The following is a 24,669-nucleotide window of genomic DNA, read 5'->3' as shown; positions in this document are numbered from 1 at the left end:
GCCCACCTGCCCATGATTCATATCCCCAAAGCGGAATACACCCGGCGCCGCAAGGCGCTCATGGCGCAGATGGAACCCAACAGCATCGCGATCCTGCCTGCTGCTGCCGTGGCGATCCGCAATCGCGATGTCGAACATGTCTATCGCCAGGACAGCGACTTCCAGTACCTGAGTGGCTTCCCCGAGCCTGAGGCGGTGATCGTGCTGATGCCCGGTCGCCAGCATGGCGAGTACGTGCTGTTCTGCCGTGAACGCAATGCCGAGCGCGAGTTGTGGGACGGCCTGCGTGCTGGCACAGAAGGCGCGATCCGTGAGTTCGGTGCCGACGATGCTTTTCCCATCACCGATATCGACGACATCCTCCCTGGCCTGATCGAAGGCCGCGACCGGGTGTATTCGGCCATGGGCAGCCACGCCGAATTCGACCGGCACCTGATGGAGTGGATCAATGTGATCCGCTCCAAGGCGCACCTGGGCGCCCAGCCACCGAACGAATTTGTTGCCCTGGATCATCTGCTCCACGACATGCGGCTGTATAAATCCGCCGCGGAAGTGAAGGTGATGCGCGAGGCTGCGCGGATTTCCTGCGCGGCCCATGTACGGGCGATGCAGGCCAGCCGTGTCGGGCTGCATGAATTCAGCCTGGAAGCGGAGCTTGATTACGAATTTCGCAAGGGCGGGGCGAAGATGCCGGCCTATGGCTCCATCGTCGCGTCGGGACGCAATAGTTGCATCCTGCATTATCAGCAGAATGACGCGGTGCTCAGGGACGGCGATCTGGTGCTGATCGACGCCGGTTGCGAGATCGACTGCTACGCCAGCGACATCACGCGTACCTGGCCGGTCAACGGCAAGTTTTCTGCTGAGCAGAAAGCGATTTACGAAATAGTGCTGGCGTCCCAGGAAGCAGCGTTTGCTCAGATCGCGCCGAACAAGCACTGGAACCAGGCCCACGAAGCGACGGTGCACGTCATCACCGCCGGGCTGGTGAAGTTGGGCTTGTTGCAGGGCGATGTGGATGAGTTGATCGCCAGCGAAGCCTACAAGGCTTTTTACATGCACCGCGCCGGCCACTGGCTGGGGATGGATGTGCACGACGTCGGGGAGTACAAGGTCGGCGGTGAGTGGCGGGTGCTGGAAGTCGGCATGGCCCTGACCGTGGAGCCGGGGATCTATATCTCGTCGGACAACCAGAACGTGGCGAAGAAATGGCGTGGCATTGGCGTACGCATCGAGGACGACGTGGTGGTGACCAAGCAAGGCTGTGAAATTCTGACCGTTGGCGTACCCAAGACGGTCGCCGAGATCGAAGCCCTGATGGCGGATGCACGATGAGCCGGATCAATCTGGCAATCATTGGTGGCGGCCTGGTGGGCGCCAGCCTGGCGTTGGCGCTGCAGGCCGGGGCCAAGGCGCGCGGCTGGAAGATCGTGCTGATCGAGCCCTTCGCCCCCGGCGACAGTTTCCAGCCGAGCTACGATGCCCGCTCTTCGGCACTGTCCTTCGGTGCGCGGCAGATTTATCAGCGCCTGGGGGTGTGGCAAGACATCTCCCGCCGCGCCGAGCCAATCAAGCAGATTCATGTGTCGGACCGTGGACGTTTCTCTACCGCGCGCTTGTCGGCCATGGAAGAAGGCGTTCCGGCTCTCGGCTACGTGGTGGAAAACGCCTGGCTCGGCCAGTGCCTGTGGCAAGGCCTGGACAAGGACGTGATCAGTTGGCGCTGCCCGGCCGAAGTCACCCGCATGGAGCCGCTGGTCGACGGCTATCGCCTGACGCTGAACGATGAAACCGTCCTCGAATGTGACCTCGCGGTACTCGCCGATGGCGGCCGTTCCGGGCTGCGGGAGCAGTTAGGCATCGGCGTTAAACAACGCCCGTACAACCAGAGCGCGTTGATTGCCAACATCACCCCGAGTGAAGCCCATAACGGCGAGGCGTTCGAACGTTTCACCGATGACGGCCCGATGGCCTTGCTGCCGCTGCCGGACAACCGTTGCGCGCTGGTTTGGACCCGTGTCGGCATGGACGCCCAGCGTCTTGCCAATCTCGACGAACGTAGTTTTCTCAGTGAGTTGCAAGGTGTGTTCGGCTATCGCCTTGGCACCCTGAAACAGGTGGGCGCTCGGCATTTGTATCCGTTGACCCTGGTGGAAGCCGAGGAGCAGGTGCGCTCCCATCTGGCGATACTGGGTAACGCCGCCCACAGCCTGCACCCGATTGCGGGGCAGGGTTTCAACTTGTCCCTGCGCGATGCCTACGCCCTGGCCGAGGCCTTGTTGGCCGGGCCGGCGGTGCCGGGTGACCTGGCGACCTTGCAGGCGTACCGCGAACGCCAGCGCATGGATCAGAAATTGACCGTGGGTTTCTCCGATCAGGTCACCCGCCTGTTTGGCAGTGCCCAGCCGTTGGTCGCGTTGGGCCGCAACATGGGCTTGCTCGGTCTGGACTTGTTGCCACCGGCCAAGCGCTGGTTCGCCCGTCAGGCCATGGGCCTGGGCACCCGTCCCGATGCGTAGGTGGCTGATCGAGCGGCTGGGCAAGGCGCGGCTGTTGCGCTGGATCATGACCCTGTACCCGCCGTACCTCGGCGCCGGGGTTCGCGTGCAGCACATCAGCAGCGACTTTCGTCAGGTCAAGGTGCGCATGGGCCTGGGCTGGTACAACCGTAATTACGTAGGCACGCAGTTTGGCGGCAGCCTGTACTCGATGGTCGACCCGTTTTTCATGCTGATGCTGATGGAGAACCTGGGCCGCGACTACATCGTATGGGACAAGGCTGCGGCCATCGACTTTATCTCGCCGGGTAAAGGCCCGGTGTTTGCCGAGTTTTCCATCGACGAAGCCTTGCTGGACGAGATTCGCCGACAGACCGATAGCGGCGACAAGTATTTGCCGCACCTCAAGGTCCTGATTCATGACGGCTCCGGCACCCTGGTGGCGGGGGTCGACAAAACCCTTTACGTGCGGCGCAAGCCGCAAGCGAGACAGGCTTAAAGCATGGACATGCGCGCAGATGTGCTGATTGTCGGGGCCGGAATGGTCGGAAGCGCCCTGGCGCTGGCGTTGCAGGGCAGTGACCTGCAAGTGCTGCTGCTCGATGGCAGCCCGCTGAGCGTCAAGCCCTTCGACGTGGATGCGCCGTTCGAACCGCGGGTGAGCGCCTTGTCGGCCGCCAGCCAGCGAATTCTGGAGCGCCTCGGCGTCTGGGACGGCATCGTTGAGCGCCGCGCGAGCCCTTATGGCGAGATGCAGGTGTGGGACGGCAGCGGCACCGGGCAGATCCACTTTTCGGCGGCCAGCGTGCATGCCGAGGTGCTCGGGCATATCGTCGAAAACCGCGTGGTCCAGGACGCCTTGCTCGACCGCCTGCACGACTGCGACCTGGGCCTGTTGGCCAATGCGCGGCTGGAGCAGATGCGCCGCTCCGGCGACGACTGGCTGCTGACCCTGGCCGACGGCCGCACCTTGCGCGCGCCGCTGGTGATCGCCGCTGACGGCGCCAATTCGGCGGTGCGACGTCTGACCGGTACCGCGACACGTGAATGGGATTACTTGCATAACGCCATCGTCACCAGCGTGCGCAGCAGCCTGCCGCATCAGCGTACCGCCTGGCAGCGCTTTACCGACCATGGCCCGCTGGCGTTCCTGCCGCTGGTACGGGACGGCCAGGAAGATTGGTGTTCGATCGTCTGGTCGACCACGCCGAGCGAATCCGAACGCCTGATAGCGCTGGATGATGAAAGCTTCTGTCGTGAGCTGGAGCGTGCCTTTGAAGGCCGTCTTGGCACCGTGGTGAGCGCCGACCCGCGACTGTGCGTGCCGCTGCGTCAACGCCATGCCAAGCGCTATGTGGCCGAAGGCCTGGCGCTGATCGGCGATGCGGCTCATGTCATTCACCCGCTGGCGGGGCAGGGTGTGAACCTGGGTTTCCTGGATGCAGCCGTGTTGGCTGAGGTGTTGTTGCAGGCATCGGAGCGCGGCGAGCGGCTGGCGGATGTGAAAGTGCTCAGCCGTTATGAGCGCCGGCGCATGCCCCATAACCTGGCGCTGATGGCGGCAATGGAAGGCTTTGAGCGGTTGTTCCAGGCCGATCAACTGCCGTTGCGCTGGCTGCGCAATGCCGGCTTGAAAGTGGTGGACCAGATGCCTGAGGCCAAGGCGATGTTCGTGCGTCAGGCGTTGGGGTTGACCGGGGATTTGCCGGAACTGGCCAAGGCGTGAAGGAGAGGGTGCGGCTGATGGCCTCACCCGAAATTCCGGTTGCGCAACATCTCGTAACGCCTTCGCCAAGTGTTCAGTTGAGAAGCTAAATGTGAGTCCTTATCATTTACGCTCATTTCGCTACGAGAGACCGCACTCATGTTGGTACCCAAGCGCCTCCTGACTGCCCTGGCACTCACTCTAATTGGCAGCACCACCGTCCAGGCGGCTGACGAGGTGGTGGTCTACTCCTCGCGTATCGACGAACTGATCAAGCCAGTCTTCGATGCCTACACCAAAAAAACCGGCGTACAGATCAAGTTCATCACTGACAAGGAAGCGCCGCTGATGCAGCGCATCAAGGCCGAAGGCGAAAACGCCACCGCCGACCTGCTGCTCACCGTCGACGCCGGCAACCTCTGGCAAGCCGAGCAAATGGGCATCCTGCAACCGCTCACCTCCAAGGTGATCGACGCCAACATCCCGCTGCAATACCGCTCATCGACCCATGCCTGGACTGGCTTGAGCCTGCGGGCGCGGACCATCGCCTATTCCACCGATCGCGTAAAACCGGGCGACTTGACCACTTACGAAGCCCTCGCCGACAAGCAATGGGAAGGCCGCCTGTGCCTGCGCACGTCGAAAAAGGTCTACAACCAGTCGCTGACTGCCACCCTGATCGAAACCCACGGCGCGGCCAAGACTGAAGAAATCGTCAAGGGCTGGGTCAATAACCTGTCCACCGACGTGTTCTCCGATGACATTGCCGTGCTGGAAGCCATCAACGCCGGCCAGTGCGATGTTGGCATCGTCAATACTTACTACTTCGGCCGCCTGCACAAGCAGAAGCCGGGCTTGGCGGTGAAACTGTTCTGGCCGAACCAGGGCGACCGTGGCGTGCACGTCAACCTGTCGGGTATTGGCCTGACCAAGCACGCGCCTCACCCGCAAGCGGCCAAGGCGCTGGTGGAGTGGATGACCACACCTGAGGCCCAGAGAATTTTTGCAGACGTGAACCAGGAGTTCCCGGCCAATCCGGCTGTGCCGCCGTCGGCCGAAGTGGCCGCCTGGGGCAAGTTTGTCGCCGACACCCTGCCGGTTGAAGTGGCTGGCAAGCGCCAGGCCGAAGCCATTCGCCTGATGGATCGCGCTGGCTGGAACTAAGCCAAACGCTATACTGCGCCCCGCATTTGCGGGGCGTTTTGCTTAACGGGCTTTGCTTTGTGTAGGAGCGAGCTTGCTCGCGAAAAGCCTGAGAGCGCCGCATTCTTCCAGGCAAGCCCGAGTTGCCGTTGACGTTTTTCGCGAGCAAGCTCGCTCGTACAGTAGAGCCGCGGCGTATTCTGCAAAGCGCACATATTCCTACCTTGATCGAGAGTTTTCCTTGGCCCACCCCGCTCAACGCCGCTGGTACCTGCCGGTCTTCATCGTCGCCGCCCTAGTGCTGTTGCCGCTGAGCGTCCTGTTGCTGTCATGGCAAAGCATCGACCAGCAAATCTGGTCCCATTTATGGGAAACCCAGATGACGCGCCTGCTGGGTAATACCCTGACCCTGGTGTTGGGCGTTGGCGTGGGCGTTACGGTGCTGGGTGTCAGCCTGGCCTGGCTGACCAGCCTCTGCGAGTTCCCCGGCCGCCGCTGGCTGGACTGGGCGCTGATGCTACCGTTCGCCATTCCCGCCTATGTTCTGGCATTTGTCTTCGTCGGCCTGCTGGACTTCTCCGGCCCCGTGCAAACCCTACTGCGCGAATGGTTCGGCAGCGGCCTGCGCCTGCCGCGGGTGCGCTCCACCAGTGGCGTCATCATCGTGCTGGTGCTGGTGTTCTACCCCTACGTCTACCTGCTGGCGCGCACCGCATTCCTGGCCCAGGGCAAGGGCCTGATGGAAGCGGCGCGGGTGCTGGGGCAATCGCCGTGGCAGGCGTTCTGGCGCGTGGCCTTGCCCATGGCCCGGCCGGCCATCGGGGCTGGTGTGGCGTTGGCGCTGATGGAAACCCTGGCAGATTTCGGCGCGGTCTCGGTGTTCAACTTCGACACCTTCACTACCGCCATCTACAAGACGTGGTACGGCTTTTTCAGCCTTTCCAGCGCCGCGCAATTGGCAAGCCTGTTGCTGCTGGTGGTGATGCTGGTGCTGTACGGCGAGCGTCGTGCCCGGGGTTCCAGCCGGCCGAGCAATGAACGGCCGCGTGGCAAGGCGCTCTATCACCTGCGCGGGTTCAAGGCGGCAGCGGCCAGCGGCTGGTGCGGATTGGTTTTCGCCTGCGCTTTCGTCATCCCTATGGTGCAACTGGTGGCCTGGTTCTGGCAGCGTGGCCGGTTCGACCTCGACGAGCGTTACGCCGGGCTGATCGTCCATACCTTGTACCTGGGCGCCATGGCGGCGTTGATCACCGTTAGCGTGGCGTTGGTGCTGGCGTTTGCCCATCGCTTGGCGCCGACCCGGGCCATTCGTTCGGGTATCAGCCTGGCCAACCTCGGCTACGCCTTGCCGGGTTCGGTGCTGGCGGTGTCGATCATGTTGGCATTCAGTTACCTGGACCGTGAACTGGTGATCCCGGTGTCGGGCTGGTTGGGCGGTGCGGGTAAGCCGTTGCTGTTGGGCAGCCTGTCGGCATTGCTGTTGGCTTATCTGGTGCGGTTCATGGCGGTGGCCTACGGGCCGCTGGAAAACAGCCTGGCGCAAATCCGACCCTCGCTGCCTGAAGCCGCCCGCAGTTTGGGGGTAAGTGGCCCGCGACTGTTTTGCAAAGTGTATCTGCCGTTATTGCTGCCGGGGACCTTGAGCGCGGCGCTGCTGGTGTTTGTCGATGTGCTCAAGGAAATGCCTGCGACCCTGCTGATGCGCCCGTTCGGTTGGGACACGTTGGCGGTACGAATCTTCGAAATGACCAGTGAAGGCGAGTGGGCGCGCGCGTCTCTGCCAGCGTTGACCCTGGTGCTGGTGGGCCTATTACCGGTCATCGGATTGATCCGGCGCTCAGCGCGACGAATCGGTTAGGTGCCAGTCCTACGGCTTGAGGCTACAATGCGCGGCATTCGGTGCGGTCCATCTTTTAGATCGGGTGACTGAACGTGGCTGCAGGCCTTGTATTGCAAGGTGTGTGGCCCGAACGGCAACCGTCCGCACCTTCGCCACGCCCGGAAGGAGAAACCCATGGGACAGCGTACGCCTCTGTATGACCTGCATCTCGCCCTTGGCGCGAAAATGGTCGATTTTGGCGGTTGGGATATGCCTCTGCATTACGGCTCGCAGGTCGAAGAGCACCATCAGGTGCGACGTGACTGCGGAGTATTTGATGTTTCCCACATGACCGTGATCGACGTCACCGGCCTGCAGGCCACGCACTGGCTCAAGTATTTATTGGCCAATGATGTTGATCGTTTGCATGGCTGCGGCCGTGCCTTGTACAGCGCCATGCTCAACGAGCAAGGCGGCGTGGTGGACGACATGATTGTCTACCGCACTGAAGCCGGCTATCGGCTAGTGGTCAACGCTGCCACCCACGACCAGGACATCGCCTGGATGCAGGCTCATTTGGGCAGCTACCAGGTGCAACTGCACGAGCGCGCGGACTTGGCCATGCTCGCCATTCAGGGCCCCCATGCGCGGTACAAAATTGCCGAACTAGTGACTCAGTCCCGTGGCGTCCTGATTCACCAGCTCAAACCTTTTGAAGGTCAGGCCGACGGCGACTGGTTTATTGCGCGTACCGGCTATACCGGCGAAGACGGCCTGGAAATTATCCTGCCTGCCGATCAGGCCCCGGCGTTTTTCAACGACCTGGTAGGTGCGGGTATCTCGCCCATCGGCCTCGGCGCCCGTGACACCCTGCGCCTTGAGGCCGGGATGAACCTCTACGGACAGGATATTCACCTGAATGTATCGCCGCTTGCCGCCAATATGGCCTGGAGCATCGCCTGGGAACCTGCCTGCCGCGACTTCATCGGCCGCGCTGCGCTGGAAGCCGAGCGGGCAGGCGGTGTGAAGTTCAAGCTGGTGGGCCTGGTGCTGGAAGAACGCGGGGTTTTACGTGCTCATCAGGTGGTCCGTATCGCCAATGTTGGCGAAGGAGAGATCACCAGTGGTAGTTTCTCTCCTACGCTTAGCAAATCCATTGCCCTGGCGCGTGTACCGATGGCGACCGCTGACCGTGCCGAAGTGGAAATTCGCGGTAAGTGGTACCCGGTCCGGGTGGTCAAACCGACCTTCGTGCGCCATGGCAAAACATTGATTTAAATTTTCCGGCGGGCCAATGGCCGCTGACATTTCTTCTTGAGGACACAGATTATGAGCGATATCCCTGCCGACCTGCGTTTTGCCGAAAGTCACGAATGGGCCCGTCTGGAAGCTGATGGCACCGTAACTGTCGGAATCTCCGACCATGCCCAGGAAGCTCTGGGGGATGTGGTGTTCGTCGAGTTGGCTGAAGTGGGCAAGGTGTTTGGCAAGGGCGATCAGGCTGGCGTGGTAGAGTCGGTGAAAGCGGCCTCGGACATCTATGCACCGATTGCCGGTGAAGTGATTGCAGTCAATGAAGACTTGAGTGGCAGCCCCGAGTCGCTGAACACCGACCCGTACGGCGCCTGGATCTTCAAGCTCAAGCCAAGCAATGCCGCGGAACTGGACAAACTGCTGGATGCTGCCGGCTACAAGGCCGCCATCGGCGAATAAGCCCGAGAGCTGCAACGGCACAAATCAGTGCGGGAGCTGGCAAGCCAGCTCCTGCATTTGATTGGAGGAGGCTAAAAATCGTTGTTTAGCTTGCCTTCAACACTGCTTTGACCGCCGCCACCGAACGCTCTACATCCGCTTTCGTCATCGCCGTAAACATCGGCAACGAAACAATCAAACGCCCGACTTTTTCCGCCACCGGGAACATGCCTTCCTTGAATCCTTGTGCCCGATACAGGCTCAGCAGGTGGATCGGCGGGTAGTGATAGCCAATGCCGACGCCGTGGGCCTGCATCTGCTCCATGAACGTGGCGCGTGCCGGCAGGCCGTCCTGGCGCTCCGGCAGCACCAGTTGGAACAGGTGCCAGTTGCTGTTCTCGAAGTCTGTCGGCGGCAGTTGCGCGCCGTACTTCTCTTCAAAATCACTGCCAAAACATTCGAAATAGTGCTGGGCCAGTGCCTGGCGATGGGCGGTGATGTTCTCTATATGGGCAAACTGACCCAGGCCGATGGCCGCCGCAATATCAGTCATGTTGAACTTGCCGCCCAGCACATCCACGTCCAGGCCGTCGAAGCCGCTGCGGGTAACGCCTTGCAGGCGATATTTCTCTGCCAGTCGGGCTTCTTCGGCGTTGTTCAACACCAAGCAGCCGCCTTCAGAGGAAGTAATGTTTTTGTTCGCCTGGAAGCTGAACGACACAAAATCTCCGGTGGCACCAATACGCTGGCCATCCCAGCTGGAGCCCAGTGCCTGCGCGGCATCTTCGACGATGCGCAGGCCGTACTTATTGGCCAGCGCGTAGAGCATTGGCATGTCCAGCGGTAGGCCCGCCAGGTACACCGGAATGATTGCCTTGGTGCGCGGCGTGATGGCCGCTTCCACCTGGGCCAGGTCGATGTTGCGGGTGACCGGGTCGATATCGGCAAACACCGGTGTGGCGCCCACTTCAAGAATCACGTTGGCCGTGGCCACCCAGGAGATCGGCGTGGTGATGACTTCATCCCCAGGCCCAACGCCAGCGATGCGCAAGGCAATCTCCATCGTGCAGGTGCCTGAGTTGAACGTGCGCACCGGCCGGCCGCCAAAATATTCCGATAACTGCGCCTCGAACGCTTGCACCTTGGGCCCGCTGGTGATCCAGCCAGAGCGCAACACATCACCAACCGCCGAGATGGTGGCTTCATCAATGGTGGGCTTTGAAAACGGCAGGAAGGGCAACTGGCTCATGACGTGGCAGGTATCCGTTTAAGAGAGGCAATGGGTAAGAACATATCAACATGGTTACATGCAGAGACTGAATATAGCCTGTCATCTGTGAACGAATTGTCACCCTCCAGGCAAAAAAAAGCCGCTTCAAAAGCGGCTTTCTCATGAGGCGGTTTTACTCGGAAGCGATGGCGTTTTTCGCCAGGATGGCGTTGGCCAGCTCCATGTCTGTGGCTTTCAGGCCAGGGTTGTCAGCGCGGACCTTCTGCATTGCGGCTTCCAGGTACGGGCCACGGATGCCGCCGTCACTGGCGACGAAACTGCCGGCGTCGTCCTGGGCTGCGACCACGAGTTTGTGGTCCTTGAAGGTCAGGTACGTCGAGCCGGTTGTGGCGCCCGACGAGATGACATTACGCCAGAAGCTGTCGGCCATGGCTGAACCGACAGGAAGGGATAGCACGGCGAGGGTTGCGACAGCATATTTGAGACGCATGATGGGTGACTCCAACTGGGTTATCTAAATCGTTGGATTATAGATAGCCCAGCCTAGTTCCCTGGCTGACTAAACAGTTTCAACCCGCAGAACCACGCCATCCTGGCCAATCACTCGGACTTGAGCCCCCACCGGCGCATCTTCACCGGTGGCCATCCACACGCCATCGCCGACTTTGATCTTGCCCCGGCCATCGACAATCGCTTGATGCACCACAAAGGTGCGACCGATCAGCTCCGAACCACGCATGTTCAGCCCCGGTTGGTCACTGACCTTGGCGCTGCTGCGTTGGCGTTTCCACCAATACACCGCCGTCAATATGGACAGCACGGCGAACAGCAGCAGTTGCAGTTCCAGCCCAAGCCCTGGGATCAGGAACTTGAGCACGCCGACGGCCGCCGCCGCGATACCCATCCACAACAGATAGCCACCGGCACCGAACACTTCAAGGATCAACAGCACGGTGCCCAGTGCCAGCCAGTCCCAAAAAGACAGGTTCTGCAAGAATTCCCACATGGCGTGTGCCTCAGGCTTTCTTGTTGTCGAAGGTGGCTTTGACGATCTCGCCGATGCCGCCCACCGCACCGATCACCTGGCTGGCTTCCAGAGGCATCAGGATCACTTTACTGTTGTTGGCCGAGGCCAGCTTGCCGAGGGCGTCGATGTACTTCTGCGCAACAAAATAATTGATGGCTTGCACGTTACCGGTGGCAATTGCCTCCGATACCACTTTGGTGGCGCGGGCTTCTGCCTCGGCCTGACGCTCACGAGCTTCGGATTCCAGGAATGCGGCCTGGCGACCACCCTCGGCTTCAAGAATCTGTGCCTGCTTCTTGCCTTCAGCCGTCAAGATCGCCGCCGCCCGCAGGCCTTCGGCTTCAAGGATCTGGGCACGCTTGATCCGCTCGGCCTTCATCTGGCCGGACATGGCGGCCATCAGGTCGGCAGGCGGGCTGATGTCCTTGATTTCGATCCGGGTGATCTTGATGCCCCACGGCGCGGTCGCTTCGTCGACGGTGCGCAACAGTTTTTCGTTGATACCGTCACGCTGGCTGAGCATCGCGTCCAGTTCCATGGATCCGAGCACGGTACGGATATTGGTTTGCAGCAGGTTGCGTATGGCGTGTTCGAGGTTGTTCACCTCGTAGGCCGCCTGGGCGGTGTTGACCACCTGGAAGAAGCACACGGCATCGATCTGTACCGTGGCGTTGTCGGCGGTGATGACTTCCTGGGGCGGAATATCCAGCACGCTTTCCATCACGTTGATCTTGCGACCGATGCGGTCCATGACCGGAATGATGATGTTCAGGCCGGGTGTGAGCGTGTTGGTGTAGCGCCCGAAGCGTTCGACCGTCCACTGATAGCCCTGTGGCACGACCTTGAAACCCATGAAGAGGATGGCGATAGCTAAGCCTACAAAAAGAAGCAATACGGTACCGATCTGCATAACTATTCCCTGTCTGGATGGTGGCGGTAAAGCGAGGTTTGGCTGATTGTAACGGGCTTGTCAGAGATAAGAACGGTTTACTCGGTGAACAATTAAGGGATTGCGCCACTCGTGGTGACGTGGCGGACCTTAAGGGCAAACCCTGCCCCCTCTACGGCGTGCTTTCATGATCTTTGGCCCCGCCCCGTCGGTCATTTTGTTAAATAAGTGTGCTGATGTTGCTGGCAGCTTTGGCGACGCAATCTTTATCGCACTTCGTTTTGAGGCGTTACCCGCAACACTTCCTCAAGGGTTGTGAGCCCTTCGGCCACCTTGAGCGCGCCCGATAACCGCAGGCTGTGCATGCCTTCCTTGAGCGCCTCGCGCCGCAGGGCCTGCACATCGGTGTCCGGGCTGATCAGTGCCTTGACGTCATCGCTCATCCGCATGATTTCGTAAACGCCGGCCCGCCCGCGATAACCGCTTTGCCGGCATTCCGGGCAGCCGACGGCCTGATAAACCTGCTCTGGGCGAGGGACCGGCCAAGGCTGGGTCAGGCTTTGCCAATCCTCTTGCGCCAGGGCCATGGCCTGTTTGCAGTGCGGGCACAGCAGGCGCACCAGACGTTGAGCCATGACCCCCAGCAAAGTTGCCTTGATCAAATAGTGAGCAATCCCCAGTTCCAGCAGGCGACTGATGGCGCTCGGCGCGTCGTTGGTGTGCAGCGTCGACAGCACCAGGTGCCCGGTCAGCGCGGCCTGGATCGCCATTTCGGCGGTTTCCAGGTCGCGGATTTCACCGATCATGATGATGTCTGGGTCCTGGCGCATCAGTGCGCGTATGCCACTGGCGAAGGTCAGGTCGATGTTGTGCTGGACCTGCATCTGGTTGAAGGCCGGCTCTACCATCTCGATCGGGTCCTCCACGGTGCACAGGTTGACCTCGCGGGTCGCCAGCTGTTTGAGGGTGGTGTACAGCGTACTGGTCTTGCCCGAGCCGGTGGGACCGGTAACCAGAATGATGCCATTGGCCTGGCCGGTCATACTTTTCCAGCGTTGCAGGTCGTTACTTGAGAGCCCTAGTTGGTGGAAGTCCTTGAGCAGCACCTGGGGATCGAAAATCCGCATGACCAGCTTTTCGCCAAAGGCTGTGGGCAAGGTCGAGAGGCGCAGTTCCATTTCTATTCCGGTCGGACTTTTGGTCTTCACGCGGCCGTCCTGGGGTTTGCGCTTTTGCGCCACGTTCATCCGCCCGAGGCTTTTCAGGCGGCTGACCACGGCCGTCGTCACCTGGGGCGGGAATTGATAGACATCGTGCAGCAGCCCGTCGATGCGAAAGCGCACGCGGCCCTGATCGCGACAGGGTTCGACATGAATATCGCTGGCGCGCTGATCAAAGGCGTATTGCAGCAGCCAATCGACGATGTTGACGATGTGCGCATCGTTGGCGTCGGGCTCCTGGTCACTGGCGCCGAGGTTGAGCAACTGTTCGGGATTGAACGCGCTGAGTGTTTTTTGATCAGCTCCGCTGACTGACTTGGCCAGCCTGAAAAACTCCACGCTACAGCGCTGGATGGTCTGGGGATTGGCCAGCACGCGTTTGATCGAGCGTTTCAGTACATGGGCCAGGCCTAATTCCCAACTGCACAGATAAGGCTCGGCGCTGGCGACCGTCACGCTTTGGGAGTCGAGGGCGATGGCGAGGATTTTATGCCGTTGGGCAAAGGCGTAGGACATCAGTGGCACCACCGTCGCCACGTCGATCTTCAACGGGTCGATGCGCAGGTAGGGTTGGCCAACGTGACAGGCGAGCCATTGCGTCAGGGTTTCCAGGGACAGCGACTGGCCGGGGTGGGCGGGATCGGCGAGCTGCCGGCTGGCGAGAAACTCCAGGGGATGCAGTCCGTTGTCCGTCTCGTTCGACAACCGCTTGGCCATGTCTTCGCTGATCAGTCCTTGTGTGATCAACGCGGGTAGCAGCTCATCAAGCGTCAGCCTGCGATCCTGAGGGGTTGGCGCAACGGGCATGGTGAATTTCCTGGACGATATCGAGAGGTGCAACAAGGCTAGTTGCGCCTTGGGCCTTGTCGTCCAGCAGGGTATTGCAGGCTTTTACTGAGCCACCGCCTGTACCGCTTGTAGCCGCGTGGATTCAAGCGGTTGCAGCTCCAGCGAACAGACGCTGATCAGGTTACGAAGTTTTTCACCGATCACCTGGGCCCGATGCCAGCTCAAACCGTCCATGACCACGTCGATGGTCAACAGGTCATCGTCGCGCATCACACTCACCTGCTGCGGCACCAAAAACTGCAGGGCGAAGTAGTTGAGCACCCGGCACAACACGTCGGGTTCCGCCTCGGCGAGGATTTGATAGTGGGCCCGGCAATGGCTGTTGTTGACTGCCCAGGCATCGACGCGGGTGGCTGGGCGAGTAGCTTCGACTGAGTGCATGGCAATTCTCCGGATTCGACTGGAGAAATTTTTACATGCTGCAGCGGGTATTTCTTATCTATGTTTGGACGTATTGGCCTATAAATGAATAAATCAATTCGTAGATATGACGCTTAAAGGTATTTTTATGCACAGTGAGTTGGATATATACGACCGCCGGATTCTGGCGCTGCTACAGGAAGACGCTTCGCTTTCCAGCGCGCAGATTGCCGAACAGGTCGGCCTCTCGCAGTCGCCGTGCTGGCGGCGGATTCAGCGGCTCAAGGAGGAAGGGGTGATCCGTGGACAGGTGACCTTGCTCGACCGCAAGAAAATCGGCCTGAACACGCAAATTTTCGCCGAGGTCAAACTCAATGCTCACGGGCGCTCCAACTTCACCGAATTCACCGAGGCGATTCGCGGTTTTCCGGAAGTTCTGGAGTGTTATGTGTTGATGGGGGCGGTGGATTTTTTGCTGCGGATCGTCACGTCAGACATCGAGGCGTATGAGCGGTTTTTCTTCGAAAAACTGTCGATGGTGCCGGGGATTCAGGAGGTCAATTCGATTGTGGCCTTGTCGGAGATCAAATCAACGACGAGCTTACCGGTGTTGCGCTAGGCGGCCCTTGTGGCGAGCGGGGCAAGCCCGCTCGCCACAGGTTTTTTACAGGCGCAGTAAAGTCTTCCACGCCCGATTCTGATACACCGCAATCGCCTGGTGCATCCGCGCATCCAACGATTCATCGGTGATCGGCTGATTGGCCAGGTGCGCCAACTTATTTAGCTCACCGTACAAGCGATCCATCTCCGGAATTTCCAGTACCTGACGCGCATGGTGCAACCAGGCCAGGATGCGTTCGATGCGTGGCAGTTGCTCGGCCAAGTCTTCCGGCTGTTGCTGATAGCGCTGCAGTTGCAGGGCGACGGCTTCGTCGGCCAGTAGGCGCGGTAGCCAGTTGGCGACTTGTGCAGCGCCCTGACGGTTGCCGCGTACGTTGCGATCAGCAGCCCAGGTACGGGCCAGCAGCCAGCGGGAAGTGTTCAGTGAGAACAGGCCCCAGCGCACGTCTTCCAATTCATCGGCGAACTGTTCCGGCGCAGCTTTGCGCACGTCTTCATCTTCGTCGCCGGCCTGAACCAACGGGCGCCAGTCTTCCAGCAAGGCGTCCAGCGCACTGCGCAGTTCACTGGTGGATTGGCGTGGCGCGGCTTGGCCGAGGCTGCCAATCAAGGCGCGCAGTTCGCCGAGGTTTTCCACCCAGTCTTGCAACAGGCGCCAGTGACCGTTGAAACGGTACTGCTCGGCCAGGCGCTGGCTGCTGCCCAGCAAATGCCACATCACGGCGGCGAAAGCGTCGTCCAGCGGCGTTTCGGCGTGCAGCACCGGCGCTGGCAGGCTCAGGGAATAGCTGTTGGCGTCGAACAGGCGATAACCACGCTCGGCCTTGCTGATGTCGCAGGGCATCAGCGCCAGGGTCGCCGCCAATTCCGCAGCCAGTTCCAGCAGCGCGGCGGGTTCGCCTTCGCGCAGTTCCAGTTCCAGTTCGCAGATTTCTTCTTTCTGTTTGCCGGCAATCACGTGGCCCAGGTCCAGGGCGGCTTCGATCACCACCTTAGCCTTGCCACGGCCCCAGGCAATTTCGGCGCGTTCGCGGACAAAATCGGTGGTGAAGATCGGCTTGAGGGTCTTCTTGTCCAGATCGGCCAGTTGCTCGGGCCAGCATTCGCCGTCGAGCTTTTTCACGTCGAGCTTGGCTTTGGCCAGTTTCCAGTCGTATTCGTTACGTTCCGACAAGCCGGCGACGCTCTGGCCACGGGTCTTGAGGGTCTGGATCACTTCGTCGCCATCCTTGCGCAGGCGCAGGGCCACCTTGGCCTGGGCCAGGTCACGCTCAGGCGTGTCGAAGTACTGGTTCATCAGCTCACGGCGTTCCCAGCCACTTTTGTTGCGCTTTTTCAGTAACGGGTGCTCACGCAGCGCGGCGAGGGTTTCGCGGCTGACGCGGAGCTTGATTTCGGTTTCTTTCTGCATGGCCGGAAAATCCAGGATCGGGAGCGCAGCCGGGGAAATGTGTGGCTGCCAAAGTCGTGCAGTGTACAGGACTGAGCCCGGCAACGTGCCGCAACGGTTTATTCCTCGGCGCAGATGGCTCTATGATGGGTTTCATCTGTGGAAGTTGAGAGACAGCGCATGCCTTTACCACCCATGAAAGATCAATTTGCCGCGCTGATTGCCGCACCTTCGGTCAGTTGTACCCAGGCGTCTCTCGATCAAACCAACCGGCCGGTGATCGACTTGCTGGCAACCTGGCTCGGCGACCTGGGTTTTGCCTGCGACATCCAGCAGGTCAGCCCCGGTAAATTTAACCTGCTGGCCAGCTTCGGTACCGGACCTGGTGGCCTGGTACTGGCGGGGCACAGCGATACGGTGCCTTACGACGGCGCGCTGTGGCAGACCGATCCACTCAAGCTGACGGAAGTGGACGGTCGCTGGGTAGGCTTGGGCAGCTGCGACATGAAGGGTTTTTTCGCCCTGGTGATCGAAGCCGTGCAACCGCTGTTGGATCAACCGTTCAAGCAACCGCTGCTGATCCTCGCCACCTGTGATGAAGAAAGCTCCATGGCCGGCGCCCGTGCGTTGGCTGAGGCGGGGCGCCCGCTGGGCCGCGCAGCGGTGATTGGCGAGCCGACGGGCCTCAAGCCAATCCGCCTGCACAAGGGTGTGATGATGGAGCGCATTGATATTCTCGGACGCAGCGGCCATTCGTCGGACCCAAGCCTGGGCCACAGCGCCCTGGAAGCCATGCACGATGCCATCGGCGAACTGCGTGGCCTGCGCCTGGCCTGGCAGCGTGAATACCGCAACCCGCAGTTCAGTGTGCCGCAACCGACTATGAACTTTGGCTGCATTCATGGCGGCGACAACCCCAACCGCATCTGCGGCCAGTGCTCCCTGGAGTTTGATCTGCGGCCCTTGCCGGGCATGGACCCGCAAGTCTTGCGCGCCGCCATCCGACAGAAACTGGAACCCTTGGCCGAGCGCCATCAGGTGAAGATCGACTATGCGCCGCTGTTCCCCGAAGTGCCGCCGTTCGAGCAGGCAGAAGACACTGAATTGGTGCGCGTTGCGCAGCGACTGACCGGCCATCGTGCCGAAGCAGTAGCGTTCGGCACCGAAGCGCCTTATCTTCAGCGCCTTGGTTGTGAAACCATTGTGCTTGGCCCTGGCGACATCGCCTGCGCCCACCAGCCGGGCGAGTACCTCGAAATGTCACGCTTGACGCCTACAGTGCGTCTATTGCGGGAACTGATTGAACATTACTGCCTGAAGCCTGCATAAATTAACCACTGACCATCCCGTACATAAAGGAGAGTGAGCGTGTCGCCAAGCCTGTTCCGACGATAAGCAACAGCCCGCTGTGTGTTTTCACGATTCATCCTTTTTCGGCTGCTTTTTATTACAGGCCCAGGTTTTATGCCCGAATACGTCAATTGGCTTCGTCATGCTTCGCCCTACATCAACGCCCACCGCGACTGCACTTTTGTGGTCATGCTGCCGGGCGATGGTGTGGACCATCCGAACTTCGGCAACATTGTTCATGACCTGGTGCTGCTCCACAGCCTTGGCGTGCGACTGGTGCTGGTCCACGGTTCGCGCCCGCAAATCGAAACCCGCCTCATCGCTCGTGGCTTGACCCCGCATTACCACGAAGGCTTGCGCATCACCGATGCTACGACCCTGGAGTGTGTGATCGACGCGGTTGGCCATTTGCGCATCGCCATCGAAGCACGCCTGTCCATGGACATGGCCTCTTCGCCGATGCAGGGCTCGCGCCTGCGGGTGGCCAGTGGCAACCTGGTGACAGCGCGTCCCATCGGCGTGCTGAATGGCATCGATTACCAGCACACCGGCGAAGTGCGCCGGGTCGACCGCAAGGGCATCAACCGCCTGCTGGACGAGCGTTCCATCGTGTTGTTGTCGCCGTTGGGTTACTCGCCTACCGGGGAAATTTTCAACCTGGCCTGCGAAGACGTCGCCACCCGTGCGGCCATCGACCTGGGTGCTGACAAATTGCTGCTGTTTGGCGCCGATTTGGGCTTGATCGATGAAAACGGTTGCCTGGTGCGTGAGCTGCGGCCGCAACAAGTGCCCGCGCACTTGCAGCGCCTGGGCAGCGACTACCAGGGCGAATTGCTGGATGCCGCCGCCCAGGCGTGTAGTGGCGGAGTTGGGCGCAGCCATATCGTCAGCTACGTCGAAGACGGCGCCTTGCTCACCGAACTGTTTACCCGTGACGGCGGCGGTACGCTGGTGGCCCAGGAGCAGTTCGAACTGGTGCGCGAGGCGGCGATTGAAGACGTCGGCGGCTTGCTGGACCTGATCAGCCCGCTGGAAGAGCAGGGGATTCTGGTGCGTCGCTCGCGCGAAGTGCTGGAGCGGGAGATCGAGCAGTTCAGCGTGGTCGAGCGTGAAGGCATGATCATCGCTTGTGCGGCGCTGTATCAAATCGCCGAGTCGGATGCTGGCGAGCTGGCGTGCCTGGCGGTCAACCCGGAGTACCGTCATGGTGGTCGGGGTGATGAACTGCTGGAACGCATCGAGACCCGCGCCCGGGCCCAGGGGTTGAAGACGCTATTCGTGCTGACGACCCGCACCGCCCACTGGTTCCGTGAGCGGGGCTTTGTGCCCAGCAGCGTAGATCGTCTGCCGTCGGCGCGGGCTTCGCTGTACAACTTCCAGCGTAATTCGAAGATCTTTGAAAAAACGCTGTAACCCCCTTTCTTGCCAGGAGCGAGCACGCTCGCTCCATTTAGCTCTTCTTTAATCGCTGACAAACTTTCCCGTCACAAACGCCGAATAATCCGGCAGCACCGTCTCCACCTTTCCTTGTTCCTTGAGAAACTTCGCGGTTTCCTCAATCGCCTTGGCCGTTCCGCCGTTAAGCAAGGCGTCGGTTTGCTGCGCCCTGGCATCGGGGAACGTCGAGCCGGTCAGCAACTCAGGGATGTCAGCAGCATTAGCACCTGTCAATTTGGCTATTTTTTGCACGGGTGCGGAGTCGACCGTCCACTCGGATTTATGGGCCGCATAGTCGGCAAATGAATCCAGGGTGACCTTGGCAAACTTGGCCACGACGTCAGGATGCTTTTCGGCGAAATCCTTGCGCGCCACCCACACCTCGAACGTCGGCGCGCCCCACTGACCCACCTGCGCCGCATCTGTCAGGGTTTTCCCGGTCTTGCGGATCTCCCCCAGCGCCGGCGACCAGACAAATGCGCCGTCGATATCTCCACGTTTCCACGCGGCAGCAATCTCGGCCGGTTGCAGGTTCACCACTTTGACTTTCGAGGTGTCCAGCCCCCAATGCTTCAAGGCGCCAAGCAGGCTGTAATGGGAGGTTGAGACGAACGGCGTGGCAATGGTTTTGCCGATCAGGTCCTGGGGTGCGTCAATGCCGCTGCCGTTACGCACTACTAAGGCTTCAGAACTATTGATCTGGGCCGATACGATGAACGCCACGATGGGTAGATTGCGCGAAGTGGCTGCTGCCAATGGGCTTGAGCCGAGGTTGCCGATCTGCACATCGCCGGAGGCAATCGCGGTGATTACGTCCGGGCCGCTGTTGAAGCGACGCCAGTCGATCTTTTCGCCGATGGCTTTTTCGTACAAGCCGTCTGCCTGGGGCACTTTGCTGGGGTCGATGCCGGTTTGATAACCAATGGTGAGGTTGGCCGCCTGCACGCTAAAAGAAAGCGCTAGCAATACAAAAACTGTAACAAATTGACGAGAGGATGTCCGTTTGGCCATGATGGCGTCGCCTTTTTGATCGTGAGTGACGTATGCAACTGTACGTTCACACTAAGCGATCTAAAAAATGGCCAACAAATACCCTTTAGGAATTAGCTTATGGAGCGGTGTCCTCGTTGTCGGGTCTATCGCCCCATGGAAAGCCTTATTCCTGGATCGTATGAAAAATGATGAAATAATTCTTTTTGGGTGTATGGAAAACTCATTACCCTGCAGGGACCAAATAACTGCGGTTAGACCAAGGTCGTAGACACACAATGTAAGGCCACACTGGGTCTGCGTAACTTTTACATCAACAGCGACAACCGTGAAGGTACCGGCGCGAACAAGAACGAAGAATGGGGCCAAGGCTTCGATCTGCGCTTCATCTCCGGCTACACCCAAGGTACTGTCGGCTTTGGCGTCGACGCTATCGGCCTGTTGGGCGTCCGTCTTGACTCGGGCGGCGGCACCAACGGCAACAGTGGTGCCGCTTACGGTGGCACCATCTTCCCAAGCGAGTCCAACGGCAAAGCTGTTAACGACTACTCAAGCCTGGGTCTGACAGCCAAAGCCAAGATCTCCCAGACCGAGCTGAAACTGGGTACTTTGCAGCCCAAGCTGCCGGTTATCGTCACCAACGATGGTCGCTTACTGCCGCAGACTTTCCAAGGTGGTCAGATCACCACTAACGACATCAAAGACCTGACGCTGGTTGGCGGTCAGATCGAAAAAGCCAAGGGCCGTAACTCCAGCAACAACGAAAACCTGTCCATCTCCGGCGCGAACAGCCGTGGTGCTGCCTGGCGCGACAGCAACAAGTTCATCTACGCCGGTGGTGACTACAAGCTCACCAAGGACCTGACTGCCCAGTACTACTACGGCAACCTGGAAGATTTCTACAAGCAACACTTCCTGGGTCTGACCCACAACTGGTCCATCGGTCCAGGCGTACTGAAGTCTGACCTGCGCTACTTCAACAGTTCTGATGACGGTAACAACGGTAACCAGTCTGCCTACTTCTCGTCGGGCAACTACAACGGTGTCAACTCCGGTCGCGGCAAGGTTGATAACAACCTGTACAGCGGCCTGTTCCTGTACTCCGTTGCCGGTCACACCTTCGGAGGTGGTTACCAGGTCAGCAATGGCAGCAGCGACTTCCCTTGGTTGAACCAGGGCGACGGTTCGTCGGCTTACCTGACTACTGATATGCAAATCCAGAAGTTCGCCCGCGCTGGCGAGCGTACCTGGCAAGCTCGTTACTCCTACGATTTCGCCAAGGTGGGCCTGGTTGGCCTGACCGCTGGTGTTATCTACCTGAAGGGTGACGATATCGACACTGTTTCGGGTGGTCGTGCTGAGTTCACCGGTCAGTCCGAGTGGGAGCGTGACATCACCGTTGCCTACGTGATTCCAGAAGGCCCACTGAAAAACCTCGGTGTGACCTGGAAGAACGCCATGTGGCGCTCTGATATCGCGAGCACGCGTAACCAGGACGAGAACCGTCTGATTCTGAGCTACTCGATCCCGTTGTTGTAAGACCGGTTGTAAAACCTTGCCCGGCGCAATGCCGGGCAAGGTGTTCTTGCTTTCAAGTCGGGCTCAACCCCCGCAAGCCCTTCCTGAACCCCTCTGTTTACAGCGTCTCAAGGCCTTCTCGAACCTTGACGGGCATGTTGGCCTGCGCCTTTTCCACGGTCCAGTGAACAGATTTTTAATATTCCTATATCGTCTAAATAAATCGATATTTATTCTTTTTAAATTATCGCAAGCACAGGCACAGTGAACTCCATAAGCACTCATCAGGAGCCACACCATGAGCCTCAGACTGGGCGATATCGCCCCCGACTTCGAACAGGACTCCAGCGCCGGCAAGATTCGTTTCCACGAGTGGTTGGGCGATAGCTGGGGCGTGCTCTTTTCCCACCCGGCAGACTTCACCCCGGTATGCACCACCGAGTTGGGTTTCACCGCCAAGCTCAAGGACGAATTCGCCAAGCGCGGTGTCAAGGCCATTGCTCTGTCGGTAGACCCGGTGGACTCGCACCACAAGTGGATCGAAGACATCAACGAAACCCAGAACACTGTCGTCAACTTCCCGATCCTGGCCGACGCCGACCGTAAGGTCAGCGACCTGTATGACCTGATCCACCCGAACGCCAACGACACCCTCACTGTGCGTTCATTGTTCGTGATCGACCCGAATAAAAAGATTCGCCTGACCATCACCTACCCGGCCAGCACTGGCCGTAATTTCCACGAAATCCTGCGGGTTATCGACTCGTTGCAGCTGACCGACAACTACAAAGTCGCCACCCCGGCCAATTGGCAGGACGGTGATGAAGTGGTGATCGTGCCTTCGCTCAAGGATGAGGAAGAGATCAAGAAGCGCTTTCCCAAGGGTTATCGTGCGGTGAAGCCGTACCTGCGACTGACACCTCAACCCAACCGTTAAGATCAACCGAATCAACTGTAGGAGCGAGCTTGCTCGCGAAGAACGTCAACGATAACGCAGCGTGTCGGGTTGCCCGCGGTGCCTGTGCGTTCTTCGCGAGCAACAAGCTCGCTCCTACAGGAAAGCAGGGGTTTTCAGGCCGTTTTTACGGCCTTTTTTTCGTTTGGCGATTGAGTATCCGTATATGCATTTAAAGAATAAACAAATGAAAAAATGAGATTTATAGATATATAAATCTGCTGATAAGGTCTGTCCCATCTTGGCGCCATCGCCGCACAGCGAACCGCCGACACTTGCTCAAGGAATTCTCTAGATGCTGGTCGTAACACTTGGTGGCAGTCCCAGCCAGCGCTCCCGCTCCGGGGTCTTGCTGGATCATTCCCGGCGCTGGTTGCAGCAGCAAGGCGTGGAAGTGGTGAGTTATCAGGTACGGGACTTCCCGGCCGAAGACTTGCTGCATGCGCGCTTCGACAGCCCCAAGGTCATCGACCTGCTGGCGCAAGTGGCAAACGCGGATGGCCTGGTGATCGCCACGCCGGTGTACAAGGCTTCGTTTTCGGGCGCGTTGAAAACCATTCTTGACCTGCTGCCCGAGCGCGCCCTGGCCCACAAAGTGGTATTGCCGATGGCTACCGGCGGCAGCATCGCCCACATGCTCGCGGTGGACTACGCCTTGAAACCGGTGCTGTCAGCCCTGAAAGCCCAGGAGTTGCTCCACGGGATCTTCGCCGAAGACAGCCAGATCGCGTACGGCGAAGGCAGTGCCCAGGCGCAATTGGTGCCGATTCTTGAACAACGCTTAAGCGAGGCCTTGGATCAGTTTTACAGCGCCATGGCCCGCCGCCCCAAGCCCCTTGACCCCCATGTGTTGAATGAACGTTTGTTGAGTGCTCGCTGGAGCATCTGAGCTTCACCCTGATCTAGAAACACTCACCTTACTCAGCCGCCAACGGCCAAGCAGGTGCAGCCAAAATCCTAATCGCATAATTGGAGAGAGCGCCATGCGCACTGTCATCTTGCGTCGTGGTCTGGTCGCACTGTTTGCTGCGGCTGTGTCCTTCGGCGCCATTGTTCAAGCTCAAGCGGCCGAAACCTTGCGTATCGGCTATCAAAAATACGGCACCCTGGTAGTGCTCAAGGCCAAGGGCTCGCTGGAAAAGCGCCTGGCTGAGCAGGGCGTGCAGGTGCAATGGACGGAATTCCCCGGTGGCCCGCAGCTTCTTGAAGGGCTGAACGTTGGTTCCATCGACTTCGGCGTCACCGGTGAAACCCCACCAGTGTTCGCCCAGGCCGCCGGTGCTGATTTGCTCTACGTCGCCTACGAACCACCGGCCCCCACCAGTGAAGCGATCCTGGTGCCTAAGGACTCACCGATCAAATCGGTGCAGGACCTCAAGGGCAAGAAAATCGTACTCAACAAAGGCTCCAACGTGCACTACCTGCTGGTGCGTGCCCTGGAAGATGCTGGCTTGAAATACACCGACGTGCAGACCGTATTCCTGCCGCCCGCCGACGCCCGCGCCGCATTTGAGCGTGGCAGTGTCGACGCCTGGGTGATCTGGGACCCGTATCAGGCCGCCGCCGAGAAACAACTGCAAACCCGCACCCTGCGTGACGGCACCGGCATCGCCGACAACCATCAGTTCTACCTGGCGACCAAGCCTTACGCCGAAAAACACCCTGAAGTGATCAAGGCGTTGGTGGAAGAAGTACGTGCCGTGGGCGAGTGGTCCAAGGCCAACCCTGAAGAAGTCACCACCCAAGTCGCGCCGCTGCTCGGCCTGCCCGCCGACATCACCCTGACCTCAGTGAAACGCCAGGGCTACGGCGCGCTGTTCCTGACGCCGGAAGTGGTCGGTGCCCAACAGAAAATCGCCGACACCTTCTACCAACTCAAACTGATCCCCAAACCCTTGAACATCAAGGACGTGATCTGGACGCCGCCTGCGACCGTTGCCAAAGCACCGTAATCCGACTTCTTCAGGAGACAACT

Annotated in this window: 22 protein-coding genes and 1 pseudogene; 15 read left to right on the top strand and 8 right to left on the bottom strand. The window is 59.7% G+C overall.

Translation table 11 applies throughout. The features are described from left to right. Positions 1-12 precede the first annotated feature (12 nt). The 8 genes from pepP (at position 13) to gcvH (ending at position 8,878) form a co-directional block, all read left to right on the top strand. Complete coding sequence (pepP, locus tag FQ182_RS01455) at positions 13-1,335, top strand: Xaa-Pro aminopeptidase (protein ID WP_149412298.1); 1,323 nt, start codon at positions 13-15, stop codon at positions 1,333-1,335. Further along, positions 1,332-2,519 (top strand): 2-octaprenyl-6-methoxyphenyl hydroxylase, encoded by a 1,188-nt coding sequence (gene ubiH / locus FQ182_RS01450; RefSeq protein WP_149412297.1) that lies wholly within the window; start codon positions 1,332-1,334, stop codon positions 2,517-2,519. The genes pepP and ubiH overlap by 4 nt, the downstream gene beginning before the upstream one ends. Next, positions 2,512-2,997 (top strand): DUF4442 domain-containing protein, encoded by a 486-nt coding sequence (locus FQ182_RS01445; RefSeq protein ID WP_149412296.1) that lies wholly within the window; start codon positions 2,512-2,514, stop codon positions 2,995-2,997. The genes ubiH and FQ182_RS01445 overlap by 8 nt, the downstream gene beginning before the upstream one ends. Positions 2,998-3,006: 9 nt before the next feature. Beyond that, complete coding sequence (locus tag FQ182_RS01440) at positions 3,007-4,224, top strand: 2-octaprenyl-3-methyl-6-methoxy-1,4-benzoquinol hydroxylase (RefSeq protein WP_178114375.1); 1,218 nt, start codon at positions 3,007-3,009, stop codon at positions 4,222-4,224. A gap of 138 nt (positions 4,225-4,362) precedes the next feature. Next, entirely contained in the window at positions 4,363-5,367 is a 1,005-nt protein-coding gene (locus FQ182_RS01435; protein ID WP_149412294.1) for an extracellular solute-binding protein, read from the top strand. Between the two features lie 220 nt (positions 5,368-5,587). After that, positions 5,588-7,204: an iron ABC transporter permease gene (locus FQ182_RS01430; protein WP_149412293.1), complete on the top strand. Its 1,617-nt coding sequence runs from the start codon at positions 5,588-5,590 to the stop codon at positions 7,202-7,204. A gap of 156 nt (positions 7,205-7,360) precedes the next feature. Next, entirely contained in the window at positions 7,361-8,443 is a 1,083-nt protein-coding gene (gene gcvT, locus FQ182_RS01425) for a glycine cleavage system aminomethyltransferase GcvT (protein WP_149412292.1), read from the top strand. Between the two features lie 51 nt (positions 8,444-8,494). Then, on the top strand, positions 8,495-8,878 hold the full coding sequence (gcvH, locus tag FQ182_RS01420) for a glycine cleavage system protein GcvH (RefSeq protein ID WP_149412291.1): 384 nt from the start codon (positions 8,495-8,497) through the stop codon (positions 8,876-8,878). Between the two features lie 85 nt (positions 8,879-8,963). On the opposite strand, the gene FQ182_RS01415 is transcribed toward gcvH, so the two are convergent. The 6 genes from FQ182_RS01415 to FQ182_RS01390 all read right to left on the bottom strand — a co-directional run bounded on the left by FQ182_RS01415 (position 8,964) and on the right by FQ182_RS01390 (position 14,454). Next, positions 8,964-10,106, bottom strand: coding sequence for a DegT/DnrJ/EryC1/StrS aminotransferase family protein (locus FQ182_RS01415; protein WP_149412290.1), 1,143 nt, complete (start codon positions 10,104-10,106; stop codon positions 8,964-8,966). A 154-nt stretch (positions 10,107-10,260) separates the two neighbouring features. Next, positions 10,261-10,578, bottom strand: coding sequence for a DUF2388 domain-containing protein (locus tag FQ182_RS01410; protein WP_041161049.1), 318 nt, complete (start codon positions 10,576-10,578; stop codon positions 10,261-10,263). 69 nt (positions 10,579-10,647) lie between these two features. Next, complete coding sequence (locus FQ182_RS01405; RefSeq protein WP_149412289.1) at positions 10,648-11,094, bottom strand: NfeD family protein; 447 nt, start codon at positions 11,092-11,094, stop codon at positions 10,648-10,650. A 10-nt stretch (positions 11,095-11,104) separates the two neighbouring features. Then, positions 11,105-12,025 carry an SPFH domain-containing protein gene (locus FQ182_RS01400; RefSeq protein WP_149412288.1) on the bottom strand — a complete coding sequence of 307 codons (921 nt, stop codon included), beginning with the start codon at positions 12,023-12,025 and terminating at the stop codon, positions 11,105-11,107. Positions 12,026-12,270: 245 nt separating this feature from the next. Next, on the bottom strand, positions 12,271-14,031 hold the full coding sequence (locus FQ182_RS01395) for a GspE/PulE family protein (RefSeq protein WP_149412287.1): 1,761 nt from the start codon (positions 14,029-14,031) through the stop codon (positions 12,271-12,273). Positions 14,032-14,115: 84 nt separating this feature from the next. Beyond that, positions 14,116-14,454, bottom strand: coding sequence for a hypothetical protein (locus FQ182_RS01390; protein WP_149412286.1), 339 nt, complete (start codon positions 14,452-14,454; stop codon positions 14,116-14,118). A 127-nt stretch (positions 14,455-14,581) separates the two neighbouring features. Between FQ182_RS01390 and FQ182_RS01385 the strand changes: the two genes are divergently transcribed. Beyond that, positions 14,582-15,052, top strand: coding sequence for an Lrp/AsnC family transcriptional regulator (locus tag FQ182_RS01385; protein ID WP_133100867.1), 471 nt, complete (start codon positions 14,582-14,584; stop codon positions 15,050-15,052). Positions 15,053-15,097: 45 nt separating this feature from the next. Here the strand turns inward: FQ182_RS01385 and FQ182_RS01380 are convergent, their stop codons facing one another. Next, positions 15,098-16,465 (bottom strand): inorganic triphosphatase, encoded by a 1,368-nt coding sequence (locus FQ182_RS01380; RefSeq protein ID WP_149412285.1) that lies wholly within the window; start codon positions 16,463-16,465, stop codon positions 15,098-15,100. 159 nt (positions 16,466-16,624) lie between these two features. Here FQ182_RS01380 and argE point away from each other — a divergent pair, with 159 nt between their 5' ends. Together argE and argA are read left to right on the top strand one after the other, a co-directional pair. Then, positions 16,625-17,773, top strand: coding sequence for an acetylornithine deacetylase (argE, locus tag FQ182_RS01375; RefSeq protein WP_149412284.1), 1,149 nt, complete (start codon positions 16,625-16,627; stop codon positions 17,771-17,773). 135 nt (positions 17,774-17,908) lie between these two features. Beyond that, a complete protein-coding gene (gene argA / locus FQ182_RS01370; protein WP_149412283.1) occupies positions 17,909-19,207 on the top strand; it encodes an amino-acid N-acetyltransferase in 1,299 nt (432 codons plus the stop codon). Between the two features lie 48 nt (positions 19,208-19,255). Here the strand turns inward: argA and tauA are convergent, their stop codons facing one another. After that, positions 19,256-20,242, bottom strand: coding sequence for a taurine ABC transporter substrate-binding protein (gene tauA, locus FQ182_RS01365; protein ID WP_149412282.1), 987 nt, complete (start codon positions 20,240-20,242; stop codon positions 19,256-19,258). A gap of 261 nt (positions 20,243-20,503) precedes the next feature. Here tauA and FQ182_RS01360 point away from each other — a divergent pair. The 4 genes and pseudogenes from FQ182_RS01360 to FQ182_RS01340 form a co-directional block, all read left to right on the top strand. Beyond that, positions 20,504-21,760 (top strand): annotated as a pseudogene (locus FQ182_RS01360) (OprD family porin); the annotation flags it as partial. Positions 21,761-22,037: 277 nt separating this feature from the next. Beyond that, entirely contained in the window at positions 22,038-22,676 is a 639-nt protein-coding gene (locus FQ182_RS01355; RefSeq protein WP_149412281.1) for a peroxiredoxin, read from the top strand. Between the two features lie 313 nt (positions 22,677-22,989). Continuing rightward, positions 22,990-23,583 carry an NADPH-dependent FMN reductase gene (gene ssuE, locus FQ182_RS01345; protein WP_149412280.1) on the top strand — a complete coding sequence of 198 codons (594 nt, stop codon included), beginning with the start codon at positions 22,990-22,992 and terminating at the stop codon, positions 23,581-23,583. Between the two features lie 94 nt (positions 23,584-23,677). Beyond that, positions 23,678-24,646: a sulfonate ABC transporter substrate-binding protein gene (locus tag FQ182_RS01340; protein ID WP_149412279.1), complete on the top strand. Its 969-nt coding sequence runs from the start codon at positions 23,678-23,680 to the stop codon at positions 24,644-24,646. Positions 24,647-24,669: the final 23 nt, after the last annotated feature.

Origin of the sequence: Pseudomonas sp. ANT_H4 (genome assembly GCF_008369295.1) — a bacterium.
In the GTDB taxonomy this organism is placed as follows: Bacteria; Pseudomonadota; Gammaproteobacteria; order Pseudomonadales; family Pseudomonadaceae; genus Aquipseudomonas.
Note: the sequence above shows the minus strand (reverse complement) of the source record. Positions and strands in the feature narration are given on the sequence as shown.

What these genes read in the sequence shown, in the direction of transcription:
- FQ182_RS01435 (WP_149412294.1), top strand. Translation starts at nt 4,363, where the DNA reads ATGTTGGTACCCAAGCGCCTCCTGACTGCCCTGGCACTCACTCTAATT.
- FQ182_RS01340 (WP_149412279.1), top strand. Translation starts at nt 23,678, where the DNA reads ATGCGCACTGTCATCTTGCGTCGTGGTCTGGTCGCACTGTTTGCTGCG.
- FQ182_RS01445 (WP_149412296.1), top strand. Translation starts at nt 2,512, where the DNA reads ATGCGTAGGTGGCTGATCGAGCGGCTGGGCAAGGCGCGGCTGTTGCGC.
- gcvT (WP_149412292.1), top strand. Translation starts at nt 7,361, where the DNA reads ATGGGACAGCGTACGCCTCTGTATGACCTGCATCTCGCCCTTGGCGCG.
- argE (WP_149412284.1), top strand. Translation starts at nt 16,625, where the DNA reads ATGCCTTTACCACCCATGAAAGATCAATTTGCCGCGCTGATTGCCGCA.
- argA (WP_149412283.1), top strand. Translation starts at nt 17,909, where the DNA reads ATGCCCGAATACGTCAATTGGCTTCGTCATGCTTCGCCCTACATCAAC.
- ssuE (WP_149412280.1), top strand. Translation starts at nt 22,990, where the DNA reads ATGCTGGTCGTAACACTTGGTGGCAGTCCCAGCCAGCGCTCCCGCTCC.
- FQ182_RS01395 (WP_149412287.1), bottom strand. Translation starts at nt 14,031, where the DNA reads ATGCCCGTTGCGCCAACCCCTCAGGATCGCAGGCTGACGCTTGATGAG.
- FQ182_RS01405 (WP_149412289.1), bottom strand. Translation starts at nt 11,094, where the DNA reads ATGTGGGAATTCTTGCAGAACCTGTCTTTTTGGGACTGGCTGGCACTG.
- ubiH (WP_149412297.1), top strand. Translation starts at nt 1,332, where the DNA reads ATGAGCCGGATCAATCTGGCAATCATTGGTGGCGGCCTGGTGGGCGCC.
- FQ182_RS01415 (WP_149412290.1), bottom strand. Translation starts at nt 10,106, where the DNA reads ATGAGCCAGTTGCCCTTCCTGCCGTTTTCAAAGCCCACCATTGATGAA.
- tauA (WP_149412282.1), bottom strand. Translation starts at nt 20,242, where the DNA reads ATGGCCAAACGGACATCCTCTCGTCAATTTGTTACAGTTTTTGTATTG.
- gcvH (WP_149412291.1), top strand. Translation starts at nt 8,495, where the DNA reads ATGAGCGATATCCCTGCCGACCTGCGTTTTGCCGAAAGTCACGAATGG.
- FQ182_RS01440 (WP_178114375.1), top strand. Translation starts at nt 3,007, where the DNA reads ATGCGCGCAGATGTGCTGATTGTCGGGGCCGGAATGGTCGGAAGCGCC.
- pepP (WP_149412298.1), top strand. Translation starts at nt 13, where the DNA reads ATGATTCATATCCCCAAAGCGGAATACACCCGGCGCCGCAAGGCGCTC.
- FQ182_RS01390 (WP_149412286.1), bottom strand. Translation starts at nt 14,454, where the DNA reads ATGCACTCAGTCGAAGCTACTCGCCCAGCCACCCGCGTCGATGCCTGG.
- FQ182_RS01410 (WP_041161049.1), bottom strand. Translation starts at nt 10,578, where the DNA reads ATGCGTCTCAAATATGCTGTCGCAACCCTCGCCGTGCTATCCCTTCCT.
- FQ182_RS01355 (WP_149412281.1), top strand. Translation starts at nt 22,038, where the DNA reads ATGAGCCTCAGACTGGGCGATATCGCCCCCGACTTCGAACAGGACTCC.
- FQ182_RS01385 (WP_133100867.1), top strand. Translation starts at nt 14,582, where the DNA reads ATGCACAGTGAGTTGGATATATACGACCGCCGGATTCTGGCGCTGCTA.
- FQ182_RS01400 (WP_149412288.1), bottom strand. Translation starts at nt 12,025, where the DNA reads ATGCAGATCGGTACCGTATTGCTTCTTTTTGTAGGCTTAGCTATCGCC.
- FQ182_RS01380 (WP_149412285.1), bottom strand. Translation starts at nt 16,465, where the DNA reads ATGCAGAAAGAAACCGAAATCAAGCTCCGCGTCAGCCGCGAAACCCTC.